Consider the following 15,252-nt stretch of genomic DNA (forward strand, 5'->3'; position numbering starts at 1 on the left):
CAAATAGCCGCTGGGCTAGAGTAGGGCATCATAGTGCCTTGCAATAACGAGAATAGAAATATGCAGCCAACCATAAAATTGAAAACCCTGGCCTTGGCCACCGTGCTGGCATTGGGCGTCAGCGCCTGTGCAGCCCCAAGCAAGACATCGGCGCTTAGCGCCGATGAAACCTTCACCCAGGTCGCCGAGCAAATCGTCAAGTACCGCGAAAGCGTGAACCCATACAAGCAAGCAGTCGATGGCTACCTGCTTGCGAACCTGAGCCCCGAGTACCTCAAGACGCAATACGAGCAGCGCCAAGCATTACTGGCTCAGCTGGATGCCATCGATGCTGAAGCGCTCAGTGATGAAAACAAGATCAATTTACAGATCATCCGCGCCCAGGTGCAAAACAAGCTGGATGAGTATCGCTTCAATACCCACTATATGCCGCTGACCTCGGAATATGGTTTTCACTCCTCGCTGTCGTTTATGGTTGTCCGTGGCGATTACAGCTCAAAAGCAGGCTTTGAAACCTACCTTAAGCGTTTAAGTCAGGTACCGCGCTTCTTTGAACAGAATATCTATTGGATGAACAAGGGCCTGGAAACCGGCTTAACCCAGCCTAAGGCCGTGCTTGCCGGGTATGAAGAGTCCATCAGCGCCTTTTTGGTGGATGATGTCACCGAGTCCGAGTTTTACGCGCCGTTTAAGCGCAATACCGCCGGTATCAGTGACGAAGAGTTTGCCCAACTACAAAGTCAGGCCAAGGAAGTGATCGGTACCCAAGTGCTACCGGCGTATCAGGGGTATTACGACTTTTTCGTTAACACCTACCGCCCCGGCGCCCGCGATACCATAGGTATCTCTAACGTGCCTAACGGCGAGGCCTTTTATGCCAACCGTGCCAAGCATTACACCACTACGCAGATGACACCAAAAGAAATCCATGAGCTGGGTTTGCAGGAAGTGAAGCGTATTCGCGGCGAGATGCAGGCGATCATTGATGAGCTTGGCTTTGAAGGCAGTTTTGCCGACTTTGTTGAGTTTTTGCGAACCGATCCACAGTTCTACGCCACCACCCCGGAAGAACTGCTGAAGGAAGCGTCTTTTATTGCCAAAAAGATGGACGCTCAGTTGCCCAAACTCTTTAAGGAGTTGCCGCGTAAGCCTTATGGCGTTGCGCCGGTTCCCGCTAACATTGCCCCTAAATACACCACGGGTCGTTATTCCGGCGCCAGTCGCGACGACGAAGCAGGCTTCTACTGGGTCAACACCTATGCCCTGGATAAGCGTCCCTTGTATGTGTTGGAAGCGCTGACCCTGCATGAAGCGGTACCGGGTCATCACCTGCAGATCTCCCTTAATGCCGAGTTGGATTACCTGCCAAGCTACCGTCGCAATGCGTATTTGTCGGCCTTTGGCGAAGGCTGGGGTTTGTACAGTGAATACCTGGGCATTGAAGCAGGCTTCTATCAAGACCCCTACAGCGATTTTGGTCGTCTCACCTATGAAATGTGGCGTGCGGCCCGTTTAGTGGTGGATACCGGTATGCATATGTTCGGTTGGTCACGCCAGCAGGCGCTTGACTTTATGAGCGAAAACACAGCGTTATCACTGCATAATGTGAAAACAGAAACGGATCGTTATATCTCCTGGCCGGCTCAGGCACTGTCGTACAAAATCGGCGAGCTCACCATTAAGCGTTTGCGCGCCAAGGCGGAAAAAGCCCTGGGTCATGATTTTGATGTGCGTGAGTTCCACTATCAGGTCTTGCGTCATGGTTCTATTCCACTTAATGTACTAGAACAGCAAATCGACCAATATATTGCTGAGGCATTAGCGACCAAGAAGAGTTAGAATGCTGAAATAATTATAAAAATTGGGCGCCTACGGCGCCCAAATAGTTAGGGATAAGGCGAATTATGCCGATATTGATTAAGCGCATCTTGCTCACCATTCGCAATCATATCGACCAACTCAGTTGGCAGGCGGTGGTGATCGCAATTTTAGTGCACATGGGGTTAACCTGGTTGCTACTGGCCGCCGCCGGTGAACACGCCTTGCTGGCGCCGAACACGTTTTTTTACTATTACGTGGTCACCACCTCAACGGTGGGGTATGGCGATTTAAGTCCCACCTCCGATCTTGGCCGTCTGCTGGTGGCCCTGGTTCAAATTCCTTTCGGTTTGGCGTTATTTGGCATGTTGCTGGGTAAGGCCGGGCAAACCATTACACATATAATAAGGCGTGCTATGACAGGTGAAAAAGACGTAACGCATTTTGCCAATCACATTATTATCTTTGGTTGGCACCCAGTGCGCACCCGCAAAATGGTGCGCTACATTCTTGCCGATGACAAACGGGTTCGCAGAGAGATAGTGCTGGCGGTGACCGATGATATTGAGCATCCGTTCTTTTCCGAGCCTCATGTCAGCTTTGTAAAACTGAGCAGCTATACCGATGAAGAGCAGCTTAATCGTGTCGGTATCGGTACCGCCGATCGCATCATAGTGGAAGGGGCCGACGATAACCAAAGCTTTACCACGGCACTGAAGATCAGCAAGTTGGTGAAGGAAAACGCCCATATCTGCGCCTACTTCGATGATGAAAGTAAGGCGCAAATGCTTAGCGAACACTGCGCCAACGTTGAATGCAGCTCTAACCGCACCGCCGAGGTGCTGGTGCGTTCCATGGAAGATCCGGGTGCCAGCCGAGTGCAGCAGGAAATTATGTCGAGCCTGCACGGCGACACTCATTTCTCCATGGTGATCCCTAACGAAGTCAGCCGCTTCACCTATGGCGATATTTTTGAGCTCTTTAAGCGCCAATACGATGCCACCATCTTAGGCATTGCCCATAATCGCAGCGCCCTGGATATGGATCTTAATCCACCGCTTGATTACGCCATCCAAGGTGGTGATATTATTCACTATATTGCCCCGGAGCGCGTTCTTGCCGCCGAGGTAAAGTGGCCGTAATTGGTATTACCCACCTTCCCTGAGCAGCCAATCCAACCCTTGGATTGAGGTGCTTGGGAAGGCGGTGGCATGACGAGCCTCCTCTATGATCCTAAGCTTGATTTGGCTGTGACTCGCCGGCAGGCTACGCAGCTTATCAAACAGGGCCTGTGCGCCTGCCACCATATCTTGCCCCTCGCCATGCGCTGGGGTTTCTAAACTACCGACACCTATATAGATCTTGGGCGCTGCCTTACTGGGCTTTAGCTCAAAAGTCAGAATAGACTGGTTATCAAACCACACCGATGGACTGCCCAGAATATAGTTGCTGAACATATCCGGTTCTTGCAGCAGTAAAAAGGCGCCGAACAGTCCACCTAAAGAATTTCCCATATAGGTGCGCTGCGTTGCCAGAGCGCGGTAATTTTTTTGTATATGGGTAAATACCTGTTCGCGAATAAAGCGCGCATGTTTCGCTGCTTCGCCGGTGGTCAGCTTCCAGCTCGATTCTTTGGTTGGGGTGTAATCACGAACGCGGCTGCTCTGGCCCTTGTCGCCTTGAGCGTAACCAATGGCAACTAAAATGGCCTCGGGCATGGCCCCTGAATTCATCGGGAAGCGAGTGGCCCCGGAGACCAGTTGAAAACTGTAATGGCCGTCGGTGAGGTAAATAACCGGGTAGTGTTTACTAGGGTGTTTAGCATAGGAAGCTGGCAGCTTAATATACAGGGGGTAGGTGTGCCCGCTATGGCGATCCATTAATTCGATGACCTGGCTGCGGGGGATGGAATACGCGCCTTGTTGGCCATAGGCAAGTTCGCAAAAGAGTAATAATATCAGCGAGAATAACCGCATAAACACACCTAAAATCAATTAATTTGCTTCAATTTTGCACCATACTAGCAGCTATCTAGCAGCTATACTTTGACGGCAACCATAAATTAATTACCTTGGCTGCCAACCTTTCTGCTTGCTACTGCGTCTTGTAATAAAGATTTGATTTTCACTATGACAGAAACAACCACCGCCTTATTGGTTCTGGCCGCACAAAAAGGGGATGCGAGCGCCTTCTCGGCCTTGTGTGAGCGCCACTATCAGGGCAGTTATCGCTTTGCCTTTAAGCTCAGCCAATGTGAGCAGGAGGCGGCGGATATCACTCAGGATGTGTGGAGCAAGGTGGCCAAAGATATTCGCGTTTTGCTTGAACCCAGTGCCTTTAAAGCCTGGTTGTTTCGCGCCGTGTATCGACGTTTTATCGACCTAACGCGACGTCGGCAAAAAGAGCTGCTGATGGCCGAGCCACCGCCGCAACAATGCGGGGATACGGCCAAGGTAGAGCGGCATTTAGACTTACTCGCCCTGATCGCCCAACTGCCAGACGTGGAGCGCCATAGTGTGTATTTGTTTTATTTAGAAGAGTTGCCCATAGCGGATATCGCCACGGTACTCGATACGCCTATAGGCACAATTAAATCGCGCTTACACAGTGCCAGACAGAAATTAAGCCAGTGGGCCCGAGATGAAAGAGGAAACGAGCATGAATCTAGAGCAGCAAATTAAATCGGAGCTGGCGCAGGAGCGCCAGCAATTAGATGGTATTTTAAGTCGGGATGAGGGCTTATTTGCCCGCTTGGGGCAAACCTACCAGGGTTCCATGCGCCGTTGGGTATGGCTTTCAACCTTACTGGCCTTTATTGCTACGGTGGCCTTTATCTATTGTGGCTATCGCTTTTACATCGCCACCGAGGTCAGCGCCCAGATTTTTTGGGCGGTGTGGTTTATCGTCGGTCTTATGGTGCAGATTGCGGTGAAGTTGTGGATCTTTATGGAAATGAACCGCAACTCTATTATTCGCGAGATTAAACGCACCGAGTATTTATTGCTTGAGCGCAGCCATAAAAAAGCCACCGAGTAGGTGGCTTTTTCGTTCGTTGTTAGTCAAGGGCCTTAAAGCGAATCGCCGTACCGCCGCTGGGTGCCAGTTTCAAGGTAAGCTGGTCCTTGCGGGTGACCACCTGCTTGCTGATAGCCATGCTGTAGGGGTTATTCACCCATTCGGCATCCTCACCATCGGCATAGATCTGTGCCTCAAAGCGTTTACCCGGCTCTAAGAAGTCAAGCTTAATATCGACTTTGCGGGCCTCGCCATCGGTTATGGCCCCCAGGTACCAGTCCTTACCACTGTAGTGATCGCGTTTGCGCTCCTTGCGGGCAAAAACTACGTATTCGCCCATTTCACCGGCAATGGCCTGGCTTTGCTCCCAATCGGTGGGCACATCCTGAATAAACTGGAAGGCATCCGGCTTAGCCAGATAGTTACGGGGTAAATCCGCTGCCATTTGCACCGGGCTGTAGAGCACCACATACAGGGCCAGTTGTTTCGCCAGGGTGGTTTGCGGGCGGTTGGTATCGGCACCTAAGCCGTTAAAGCCCATATCGAAGATCCCCGGCGTGAAGTCCATTGGCCCCGCCAGCATGCGGGTATAGGCCAGCATGGGCGTATGCGCCGGTGGATTGGGTGGCGTGCCCCAGGCGTTGAATTCCTGACCGCGTGACCCTTCACGGGTGATCCAGTTCGGGTAGGTGCGACGCAGGCCGGTGTCTTTAATCGGCTCATGGGTATTGATGCTGAGCTGATACTTGGCCGCCAGCTCGATGTTATAGAGGTACTCGTTGGCCATAAACTGGCCGTCGTGCCACTCGTAGCGGGCGATACCCTGCTCATCGATGCGTTTGATATTGCCGCCGTCGGCAACATAACCGGTTTTGATCTGGCTTACGCCATGTTTCTGATAGAGCTTAAAGGCGTCTTCCATCTGGTTACGATAGTTGCTGACATTGCCCGAGGTTTCGTGATGACCGATCAGTTTGGCACCGACCTTTTTACCGTGTTTGGCAATGGCGGCCAGGTCGAAATCATCATAGCTTTTGGTAAAGCTAAAGACATCGCCATTAAAGAACCAGTCGCCGTCCCAGCCTTCGTTCCAGCCTTCAACGAGCACGCCATCGAAGCCATATTTGGCGGCAAAGTCCAGGTATTCAATGGTGTTTTCTGTGGTGGCGCCGTGTTTTTCACCGCTGCCCCAGGTGTTTTCATTGATATGCATGCCCCACCAGATACCCACGTATTTACCCGGCTTAACCCAGGATACATCGCCGAGTTTATTCGGTTCATTGAGGTTGAGGATCAGGTGCGAGTTGAGTAGCCCGGTGGCCTGCTCGGCAATTTGAATGGTACGCCAGGGGGTGGTGAAACCGTTTTCGGTTTTCACCGCAATGCCGTCTGACCAGGGCGTTAAGTCGGCTTTAAAAATACCCGGACGACGCTGATTTAGGGTCATGCCGGCATAATCGACCAGGGCAGCCTCATGAATACTGATATGGACGCCATTGCCCATTTTCAGGGTAAAGGGCGTATGCACATGGGCCGCCTCGCTGGCGTCGGTGCGTTTATAGACGTACTCGTAACGGTTCCAGCCACGGGCCGGGATCCACAGCGCTTCGTTATTTTGTCCGGCCAGGGCAAATTCGGTAAGTTCATCGGTGATCTGGTAGTCGGGACGATCTTTGCCCTCTAATTCATAACGAAAGCCCAGGCCGGTGTTAAAGGCACGTACACGCACCGTATAGCTGCGGCTGGCATCGTTTTCATCGCTAAAGGTGACCGCCAGTTCATTGTGATTATCGCGAATAAGGCGTTGCTCGCCCCAGGGCTGTTGCCAGCTTTGGTCGACGCTTTGGGTTTGCGTGTCGCTGATCACTAGGTCGTCGCGCAGCGGCGCTGCGTCCTTAAAGTAAAAACCCAGCTTGGATGAGTTAATCACCGGCTTACCGGCAAAGGTGACCTGATAACTTGGGGCACCTTCATCGCTTAAAGAAATTTGGATCTGGCCGTCGGGAGAGCTGACGCTCACGGTTTTTGCCAGCGCTAATGGCGATGCCAAAAGCAAAGGGAGAATTACTCGCATTGACTTGTCCTGGTAATACATAACGCCTAAAGAGAAATCTTAGAGTAAGGTGAACGGGGGGCGATCACATAGAAGTTGCATACGTATTCAAAGGCGGGCGCCTAGGATGACATTAAAAAAGGCGAGTCGAGCTCGCCTTTTTCTTTTATTTCGCTTCGCCTGCGAAGGCTTTGGCCATAAATGGCGGCTCGCTTAGGGCGCCCTGATGGATACCCGGGGTGTAGTATTCGGTTTGTAGTGCTTGTGGATCACAGGCGCGGAAGCCGTCGAAACCCATGCCTTTGCGAGCAAGGGTTACCGACCACAAACCCGACGGGTAAATAGGCTGCGGGAATGGCAAGGTCTGCAAGGCACCAAAGCCGACTTCCTTCATCGCACCGCGCATTTCTAACAGCAATGGCATATGCATCAGCGGGCTCTCGCTTTGCTGTACCAGCACACCGCCGGGGCGCAAGGCTTTCAAACAGCTTTGGTAGAAGGCGTGGTTGAACAGGCCTTCACCCGGGCCGACCGGATCCGTGCCGTCAACAATGACCACATCGATAGACTCGGGCGCGGCTTCGCGCATGTACTTGATGCCGTCATCAAATAACAGGGTGGCGCGTGGGTCCTGGTTCGAGCTGCACAGTTCAGGGAAATACTTCAGCGACATCTCGGTGACCACTTCATCGATATCGATTTGCGTGACCGACTCTACACTGTCGTGCTTAAGTACTTCGCGCAGGGTACCGCAGTCGCCGCCGCCGATGATCACCACGTTTTTCGGATTCGGGTGGCTGAACAGCGCTGGGTGGGCGATCATTTCATGGTAAAAGAAATTCTCGCGAGTACTCACCATGGTGCAGCCGTCAATGATCATCAGGTTGCCAAAGTCGGTGGTTTCATACATGGCAACATGCTGAAAGGGAGACTGTTTTTCTTCAAGTAATTTGTTGATGCGCAGTGAAAAAGCACTGCCATCACGGTCACTGATTTCGGTAAACCAGTGGTTTTTATCTAAACTTGTCATGTGTTAAATAATCACCAATAAATGAGAAGCGCAATTTTGCCAGTGCGCAGGGCAATGCTCAATCAAATTTTAGCTGCATTTATGTGATTTTCTATTCGCTAGTGGCAATAAGAGATATTAAACTAGCGGCAAATTGTTGGTTCAATATTGAGAGTACAGTATGGAAAGGGGTCCCCTGGCAGATCAACCCGAGGGTTATCAGGTCGCTCAGTCCGTTTATAACGTCAGTCATTGGAGCGATGGCTACTTTGATATTAACGCGCAAGGCGAGCTGGTTGCTTATCCCGATGGTGACAAAAGCAAACCCGGTTTGGCGTTAAATGCCTTAGTCGAACGTTTTAAAGAGCAAGGCCTGACCTTGCCCGTATTGGTGCGTTTTACCGATATCTTGCAGCATCGTGCATCGCGTTTGATTTCTGCCTTTAGTCAGGCCAAAACCGCCAAGGACTATCAGGGTGACTATACCTGTGTGTACCCCATTAAAGTAAACCAGCAGCGTTCGGTTGTCTCCAAGTTGTTGGCGCACAACAGTGGCCAGGTTGGCTTAGAGGCCGGTTCCAAGCCCGAGCTAATGGCCATTCTCGGTTTGGCCGAAAAAGACATCACCATAGTCTGTAATGGCTACAAAGACAGCGAGTTTATGCGCCTGGCCTTGATCGGCCAGGCTACCGGTCACAAGGTCAATATTGTCATCGAGAAGCTGTCCGAACTTGATGCACTGATCCGCGAAATGGACGCCATGGCTCTGGAAGCGCCAATCGGCATTCGTATTCGCCTTAATTCAGTGGGTAAGGGCAAGTGGCAAAATACCGGTGGTGAACGCGGTAAATTTGGTTTAACCGCCTCCCAGGTGCTGCAGGCCGTAGACACCTTAAAGCAACACAAGAAGCTGCATTTAATGGAGCTGGTGCATTTCCATATCGGTTCGCAAATCGCCAATATTCGCGATATCCAACGGGCGCTCACCGAATGTGCCCGCCACTATGCGCAGCTGTGCCAAATGGGTGTGCCGTTGAAAACCGTGGATGTGGGTGGCGGCCTGGGCGTCGACTATGAAGGTTCCGGCTCGCGCAGCAGTTGTTCGATGAACTACACGGTTGAAGAGTATGCCAAAAACGTGGTGGCCGCCTTTGCCGAGGTGAGTGACGCCAATGGGCTGGCCCATCCGGCCATTATTACCGAATCGGGCCGGGCTTTAACGGCGCACCATGCGGTGTTGATCACCGATGTGGTGGACGTGGAAAAAGCGCCCAATAACGAGGTGACGATCGCCGACGATGCAGAGCTGCCCAAGGTAGTATTGGAAATGCAGCAAACCTGCGCCGGGGTCAATGCCAGAATGGCCATTGAGAGCTACCACGATGCCATGCATCTGTTCAGCGAGGCTCATGCCCAATATGTTCATGGCATGCTGGGCATAGAGCAGTGGGCCTTGGTAGAGCAGTTGTATTTCCGTACCCTGCATAAGGTGCGTGGCTGCTTAAGCGAGTCGGCCCGTGCCCATCGTGAGGTGATCGACGAGCTGAACGAAAAGCTGGCAGATAAGCTGTTTGTGAACTTCTCACTGTTCCAGTCGCTACCGGATGTGTGGGGTATCGGCCAGTTGTTCCCCGTGCTGCCTATCGAACATTTAGACCAGCCGCTGGAGCAGCGCGTGATTATTCAGGATATTACCTGTGATTCGGACGGACAAATTCGTGAGTATGTCGACGGTGCTGGCATCGAGGCTAGCCTGCCCATTCCGCGCTACGAGTTTGGTCAGCAATATCACTTGGCTATGTTTATGGTTGGCGCTTATCAGGAGATCCTCGGTGACCTGCATAACCTCTTTGGTGACACCGACTCGGTGCATGTGGAATTGCACGGTGATGAGTACCGCCTGACCAATGAAATCAAGGGTGACAGCGTTCAGGACGTATTAAAATTCGTCCATTACGATAGTAAGGCATTGGCGGCACGTTATCAGCAGCGAGTGGCTGCCTTGGAGATAGACGCGGCGCTTAAGCAAAGCTATCTTGATGAGCTTAATCATGGATTAAGCGGCTATACCTACTTTGAAGACTAGCCTGGGTTTGTTGCCAAGAGGCAACAGAACCCTTTTCCGTTAAAGACAAAAAGCGCTATCATTAGCGCTTGTTTTTTATACCCAATAGGAAAGTTGTTTTGCGTGCAGTGGTTGCTTTAGTTCGGCAAATTTTGAGTATTGGCTTATATACCCTGAACACCTTATTTTGGTTTCTCCCCATAGTTCTGTGTGGTGTGCTAAAACTGATCCCCATTAAGCCCTGGCAAAAGGCCATGAGTGCCTTAGCGAAAACCCTGGCCAGCTTCTGGGTTGCCTGTAATTCCATAAACCAAAAGCTCATCACTCCCTATAAACTGACGGTGACCGGGCTTGAACAGTTACGCAAAAAAGACTGGTACCTGCTGGTTGCCAATCACCAAAGCTGGGTCGATATCCTGGTCATGCAGCGCATTTTTCGGGGCCGAATCCCATTTTTGAACTTCTTTTTGAAAAAAGAACTGCTGTATGTGCCATTTTTGGGCCTGGCCTGGTGGGCGCTGGATTTTCCCTTTATGAAACGAACCAGCAAGTCGCAGTTGAAGAAAAACCCTAAATTGCGTGGCAAAGACATAGAAACCACACGCAAGGCCTGTGAAAAGTTTAAGGAAATGCCGGTGTCCATCGTCAACTTTGTTGAGGGGACTCGCTACACAGACGCCAAGCATCAGCGCCAAAACAGCCCATTCAATCATTTGCTTAAGCCCAAGGCTGGTGGTATCGCTTTTGTGTTGCAGGCCATGGGTGAGCAGATCAGTAAAATAGTGAATGTCACCATTCATTACCCGGGCGGTATTCCTACCTTTATGGATTTTGCCGGGGGTAAGGTGAAAGAGGTGGTGGTGCATGTTGAGGTGCGCCCGCTGGACACGCAACTGATCGGCGACTATAGCAACGACAGTGCATTTCGCGTAGAGTTTCAGCAACATCTTAACGCCATCTGGCAAGAAAAAGACTCGACCCTGAAGCAGTTAGTGCAGCAGAATAGGAACTAATTATGCTGAAACGATTATTACCCAAATGGTTAGTAGGGAGTCTGGCCACCTGTTTATTGTTGCTCAATACCTTGGTTTGGGGAGTGATCGTCTCGGTCCTGGGGCTGATTAAATTTATCCTGCCGTTTTATGCCACCACTGTGGTGCTGCATTGGGCTTACACAGGTTGGCGCCTAGGCAATCGTCTGGCGTTGCAACTGGGCTGCGAGCGCTTTAATGTGCGCTTCGATGGTGAGGTCGACCCCAAGGCCTGGTATCTGCTTATTGCCAATCATCTGAGCTGGCTCGATATTGTTGTGCTCAGCGCCGTGACCGAGCTGCCGGCGCCGAAGTTTTTCCTTAAGGACGAACTAAAATACGTGCCCTTTATCGGCAGCGGTGCCTGGGCCATGGGCATGCCCTTTATGAAACGGGCCAGCAAGGAGCAGATCGCCAAGAACCCCAAGTTAAAAGGCATGGATGTGGAGCGCACCAAGCGCAGTTGTCATAATTTCAAGCAATACCCGTCCTGTATCGTTAATTTTGTTGAGGGCTCACGCTTTACCCCGGGTAAGAAGCAGCGCCAACTTAGTCCGTTTGAGTATTTGCTAAAACCCAAGGCCGGCGGTATCGCCTTTGCCTTGCAGGTTTTAGGGGAGCAGTTTGACGGCTTGCTGGATGCCACACTATGCTATCAATCACAGGGAACCCATATCTGTCGTGATTTTATGCTGGGGCGTCTGACGCAGATAGATTTATTGGTCAATGTGCGCGACATAGCTCCTCAGCTGATCGGTGACTATCAGCAAGACAAAGCGTTTCGCGTGGAGTTTCAACAACAATTAAACGAGATTTGGCAGGCCAAGGATGCGCTTATCGCCCAGCAACAAGCACCCATAGCCACGGCCGACTGCGCCAAAGTAGTCGATAACGCAGGAAAGGTATAGCCTAAGGTGTAACTCAGGTATGACCCAAAGTCATTTACAAAAATTGCTTAAGCCCTTATTCGCCGACACCGAGCGTGCGGAGCTATTAAGTACGATTTCAGCGGCGGGGATTGGTCTGTTGGCCATTATCCTGTTGTACTTCTTTCTCAGTAGTTTAATGCTGCCGGCGCTGCAAAGCGTGATGATGCGCATAGCGCCACAGCGCACCTCGGCCTTGAAGCCGCTATTGATTAAATTGAACCGTCGTTTGGCCGGATTTATTTGCTGTGTCGCCTTTTTGGCTTCCTTCCAAACCGTGGTTCAAATCCCCGAGCTTTACCTGGACATAGTGCACAGCTGCGTGAAGATTCTGCTGATTGTTTACGGTGGCTTTATTGTCAGCAGCCTGGTGAGTATTGGCGGCGCTATTTACAACCAATTCGAATTCTCTCGCGAGGTACCGATTCAGGGTCTAATCCAGCTGGTGAAGCTGATCACCTTTATCATCTGTGCCATTTTAATTTTTGCCCTGCTGCTGGAGCGCTCGCCTACCTATATTATTTCCGGCTTCGGTGCCATTGCCGCGGTAACCATGTTGGTGTTTAAGGACACCATTTTGGGCTTTGTGGCCAGTATTCAGATAGCGGCTAACCGCTTGGTTACCTATGGTGACTGGATCCAGGTGGATAGCTATGGCGCCGACGGTGAGGTGATCGACCTGGGTTTGAATACCGTGAAGGTGCGCAACTGGGATAACACCATCACCACCTTACCCACCTACACCCTGGTCTCCGGCTCGTTTAAAAACTGGCGCGGCATGCAGGAGTCCGGTGGTCGTCGTATCAAGCGCTCGTTAAACATTGATATGAACAGCATCCGCATTGCCGATGAGGAGTTGCAGCAAAGCATCAATGACACATTGCAATTGCCCGACTATATCAATACCTCGTCCTTGCCCGATAAGGTCACTAACCTGGGCTTATTCCGCCGCTATGCCGAGGGCTATTTGAAACAGCACGACCGTATCAATAAGGACCTCACCCTGATGGTGCGTGAATTACAGCCCCTGAATCATGGTCTGCCCATCGAGTTTTATTGCTTTAGTGCCGACAAACGGTGGATTTCCTATGAGCATATTCAGGCGGAAATTATGGACCACCTGTTGGCGGTATTGCCCATCTTCGCACTCAAGCCTTATCAGAGTGTGAGCGGACAAATGAATGGCTCCAGCTAAGCGATTGTCTTAAGCATTAAACCAAAAAGCCCGGCTCGCCGGGCTTTTTAGTTGCGCATTTCAAAAACTCTGCCTCATCAGTACGGCAATTGTTCTAACAGCAGCCCTAGTGCCGCAAACGCGGCGATAAGCATCAGCACCGGCGGCTTAAAGCGTTGTAGCAGCCACCATCCCAAGGCAACAAAGGCGATATACCACCACTGGGTTACACCGGCGGGAATAATGGGGTTATAGAGTGCCGCCAAGATAAAACCGACCACGGTCGCATTGATCGCGGTGCTAACGCCGGCCAGCACTGGGTTGCTCATCAGCGCTTGCCAATGGCGGGCACAGCCCAGCACCAACAAAAAGCCCGGGAGAAAAATGGCCAGTGTGGCTATCAAGGCGCCTAATAAGGGAGTGGATGGCGTCAGGACCGCACCGAGATAAGTCGCAAAGGTAAACATGGGGCCAGGAATGGCCTGCGCCGCCGCATAGCCGGTTAAAAAGCTATCGGCATCGACATCGGTCAAAATGGTATCGAGTAAGGGCAGCACCACATGACCGCCGCCAAACACCAGGGATCCGGCTTGATAAAACTGGGCACTTAACTGCCATAGTTCTCCGCTGGCGGCAAAGCTCACGACAAACAGCAGGGCAAAAAGCAGCAGCGGTAGTTTGCTCAGGCCGCCCGCTTGTTTTGGTGCCTGGGCATTTGCGTCGGCGCTAAAGGGTTGTAACCGCCACGCTCCCCAGCTTGCCGCCAGCACCAAGATCAGCAGTTGGGTATAGAGGCTGGGTAACAGAATCAAGGCACCGGCGCTGAGTAACGCCAGCGCTCGCGTATGCCAGGTGCGGCAGAAGCTCTTGCTCATGCTAAACACCGCATCGGCGACGATCACCACGGCGAACAGTTTCAGCCCGGTGATAAGGCCTCCGGTGGCCCAGGGTAATTGTTGTGCTCCCAGTGCCAGGAGCACCATGATCAACATGGAGGGCAGGGTAAAACCGATAAAGGCGGCAATACCCCCGGCTAATCCGGCACGTTCAACGCCGATGGCAAAGCCCACCTGCGAGCTGCCCGGTCCGGGCAGTAATTGGCTCAGGGAAATAAAATGCCCATACTGCTGTTGCGTCAGCCACTTTTTATTTTCCACAAAGTGACGTTGGAAGTAGCCCAGGTGTGCCGCAGGGCCGCCGAAGCTGGTGCAGCCTAGCAAGAGGAACTGATAAAAGATGGATAACAATTTCATTGTTTCATTATATTTAGAGCTTATGTAGATTATGTGACACTATAGAGGTGTTCTACTTGGTTGCAACAGCATTGAGGTTGTTATGATGCGCGCATGGTTCTGGGTGCCATTAATATTATTACTTTCTACCCCCATGGCCGGTGCGCAAGTGAGCACCATTACCGTCGCCATAGATCATGCTCCCCCATACAGTGACACCGATGGCCCGGAGCCTCGCGGTCTGCTGCTTGATATCCTGGCTCCTATCGCCGCTGAGCTTGGGCTTGAAGTGCGGGTGGTCCCTTGTCCCTTTTCACGCTGTGTGCATATGCTGGAGCAAAATGAGGTCGATATCATGGGCGGCCTTATTCGCACCAAACAGCGCGAGCAAGGGTTGACCTTTGTCACGCCCGCCTACATGGCACTGCACTCGTCCTTTCGCTTTTACTCGTTGCGCGCCAGTGATCTCGACATCACCTACTACGAAGATCTCCATGGCAAACGCATCGCCGTGATGCGCGGGGCGGCGCACTTTGCCCGTTTCGACAAAGATTCGGACATCATCAAGGTACCGGTGACCTCGGAGCAGGTGGCGGTGCAAATGTTGTTGAAGAAGCGGGTGGATTTATTTATCGGTGTTGAAGAGACCGCCGATCACGCCATGAGTATCTTGCAGCAGCCCGTGCACCAACTGATCAAGCAGCCCTATCACTTTCAAGACTCTATTTTTGGGCATATGGCCTACAGCAGAGACTTTGCCAGCAGCATCAGGGCGAAACAAATAACTTCCCTTTATCGTTCTATGGCTGAACAAGGTCGGCTCACTGAGTTGGTTAAGCCTTATGCACTGCCGCCCATCCAAGGTCACTCAGAGCAATAAAATCATTGAAATTAGTGCAATAAGTGCTTTTTGCTGGCACCATTTTAAC

At 51.6% G+C, this 15,252-nt stretch carries 13 protein-coding genes; 9 read left to right on the plus strand and 4 right to left on the minus strand.

Features of this window, described 5'->3' with window-relative positions:
- Positions 1–60 precede the first annotated feature (60 nt).
- Both KD147_RS16045 and KD147_RS16050 read left to right on the plus strand, forming a co-directional pair.
- Entirely contained in the window at positions 61–1,839 is a 1,779-nt protein-coding gene (locus KD147_RS16045; protein WP_212548509.1) for a DUF885 domain-containing protein, read from the plus strand.
- 65 nt (positions 1,840–1,904) lie between these two features.
- A complete protein-coding gene (locus KD147_RS16050; RefSeq protein ID WP_212548510.1) occupies positions 1,905–2,960 on the plus strand; it encodes a potassium channel family protein in 1,056 nt (351 codons plus the stop codon).
- Between the two features lie 6 nt (positions 2,961–2,966).
- Here KD147_RS16050 and KD147_RS16055 read toward each other — a convergent pair whose 3' ends face one another.
- Entirely contained in the window at positions 2,967–3,794 is an 828-nt protein-coding gene (locus KD147_RS16055; protein ID WP_212548511.1) for an alpha/beta hydrolase, read from the minus strand.
- A 153-nt stretch (positions 3,795–3,947) separates the two neighbouring features.
- On the opposite strand from KD147_RS16055, the gene KD147_RS16060 reads away from it, so the two are divergent.
- Both KD147_RS16060 and KD147_RS16065 read left to right on the plus strand, forming a co-directional pair.
- The gene (locus KD147_RS16060; protein ID WP_212548512.1) at positions 3,948–4,499 is read left to right on the plus strand and encodes an RNA polymerase sigma factor; all 552 of its coding nucleotides are present in this window, start codon (positions 3,948–3,950) and stop codon (positions 4,497–4,499) included.
- A complete protein-coding gene (locus tag KD147_RS16065) occupies positions 4,477–4,854 on the plus strand; it encodes a DUF6768 family protein (protein ID WP_212548513.1) in 378 nt (125 codons plus the stop codon). The genes KD147_RS16060 and KD147_RS16065 overlap by 23 nt, the downstream gene beginning before the upstream one ends.
- 19 nt (positions 4,855–4,873) lie before the next feature.
- Here KD147_RS16065 and KD147_RS16070 read toward each other — a convergent pair whose 3' ends face one another.
- Both KD147_RS16070 and speE read right to left on the minus strand, forming a co-directional pair.
- The gene (locus KD147_RS16070) at positions 4,874–6,907 is read right to left on the minus strand and encodes a glycoside hydrolase family 97 protein (protein ID WP_212548514.1); all 2,034 of its coding nucleotides are present in this window, start codon (positions 6,905–6,907) and stop codon (positions 4,874–4,876) included.
- Between the two features lie 145 nt (positions 6,908–7,052).
- Positions 7,053–7,916 (minus strand): polyamine aminopropyltransferase, encoded by an 864-nt coding sequence (gene speE, locus KD147_RS16075; protein WP_212548515.1) that lies wholly within the window; start codon positions 7,914–7,916, stop codon positions 7,053–7,055.
- Between the two features lie 160 nt (positions 7,917–8,076).
- Between speE and speA the strand changes: the two genes are divergently transcribed.
- From speA to KD147_RS16095, 4 genes are all read left to right on the plus strand, one after another.
- Entirely contained in the window at positions 8,077–9,981 is a 1,905-nt protein-coding gene (gene speA / locus KD147_RS16080) for a biosynthetic arginine decarboxylase (protein WP_212548516.1), read from the plus strand.
- 98 nt (positions 9,982–10,079) lie between these two features.
- The gene (gene yihG / locus KD147_RS16085) at positions 10,080–10,973 is read left to right on the plus strand and encodes a 1-acylglycerol-3-phosphate O-acyltransferase, YihG family (RefSeq protein WP_234399075.1); all 894 of its coding nucleotides are present in this window, start codon (positions 10,080–10,082) and stop codon (positions 10,971–10,973) included.
- Between the two features lie 2 nt (positions 10,974–10,975).
- Complete coding sequence (gene yihG, locus KD147_RS16090; RefSeq protein ID WP_212548517.1) at positions 10,976–11,899, plus strand: 1-acylglycerol-3-phosphate O-acyltransferase, YihG family; 924 nt, start codon at positions 10,976–10,978, stop codon at positions 11,897–11,899.
- Between the two features lie 19 nt (positions 11,900–11,918).
- Complete coding sequence (locus KD147_RS16095; protein WP_105253501.1) at positions 11,919–13,112, plus strand: mechanosensitive ion channel family protein; 1,194 nt, start codon at positions 11,919–11,921, stop codon at positions 13,110–13,112.
- Between the two features lie 77 nt (positions 13,113–13,189).
- Here the strand turns inward: KD147_RS16095 and chrA are convergent, their stop codons facing one another.
- Positions 13,190–14,344, minus strand: a complete 1,155-nt coding sequence (chrA, locus tag KD147_RS16100; RefSeq protein WP_212548518.1) for a chromate efflux transporter — start codon at positions 14,342–14,344, stop codon at positions 13,190–13,192.
- A gap of 82 nt (positions 14,345–14,426) precedes the next feature.
- Here chrA and KD147_RS16105 point away from each other — a divergent pair, with 82 nt between their 5' ends.
- Positions 14,427–15,203, plus strand: coding sequence for a substrate-binding periplasmic protein (locus KD147_RS16105; RefSeq protein WP_249319402.1), 777 nt, complete (start codon positions 14,427–14,429; stop codon positions 15,201–15,203).
- Positions 15,204–15,252 lie beyond the last annotated feature (49 nt).

Source organism: Pseudoalteromonas sp. BDTF-M6 (assembly GCF_018334135.1).
Classification (GTDB): domain Bacteria; phylum Pseudomonadota; class Gammaproteobacteria; order Enterobacterales; family Alteromonadaceae; genus Pseudoalteromonas.

Coding starts and splice junctions, on each gene's coding strand:
- KD147_RS16045 (WP_212548509.1), top strand. CDS start 61: ATGCAGCCAACCATAAAATTGAAAACCCTGGCCTTGGCCACCGTGCTG.
- KD147_RS16050 (WP_212548510.1), top strand. CDS start 1,905: ATGCCGATATTGATTAAGCGCATCTTGCTCACCATTCGCAATCATATC.
- KD147_RS16055 (WP_212548511.1), bottom strand. CDS start 3,794: ATGCGGTTATTCTCGCTGATATTATTACTCTTTTGCGAACTTGCCTAT.
- KD147_RS16060 (WP_212548512.1), top strand. CDS start 3,948: ATGACAGAAACAACCACCGCCTTATTGGTTCTGGCCGCACAAAAAGGG.
- KD147_RS16065 (WP_212548513.1), top strand. CDS start 4,477: ATGAATCTAGAGCAGCAAATTAAATCGGAGCTGGCGCAGGAGCGCCAG.
- KD147_RS16070 (WP_212548514.1), bottom strand. CDS start 6,907: ATGCGAGTAATTCTCCCTTTGCTTTTGGCATCGCCATTAGCGCTGGCA.
- speE (WP_212548515.1), bottom strand. CDS start 7,916: ATGACAAGTTTAGATAAAAACCACTGGTTTACCGAAATCAGTGACCGT.
- speA (WP_212548516.1), top strand. CDS start 8,077: ATGGAAAGGGGTCCCCTGGCAGATCAACCCGAGGGTTATCAGGTCGCT.
- yihG (WP_212548517.1), top strand. CDS start 10,976: ATGCTGAAACGATTATTACCCAAATGGTTAGTAGGGAGTCTGGCCACC.
- KD147_RS16095 (WP_105253501.1), top strand. CDS start 11,919: ATGACCCAAAGTCATTTACAAAAATTGCTTAAGCCCTTATTCGCCGAC.
- chrA (WP_212548518.1), bottom strand. CDS start 14,344: ATGAAATTGTTATCCATCTTTTATCAGTTCCTCTTGCTAGGCTGCACC.
- KD147_RS16105 (WP_249319402.1), top strand. CDS start 14,427: ATGATGCGCGCATGGTTCTGGGTGCCATTAATATTATTACTTTCTACC.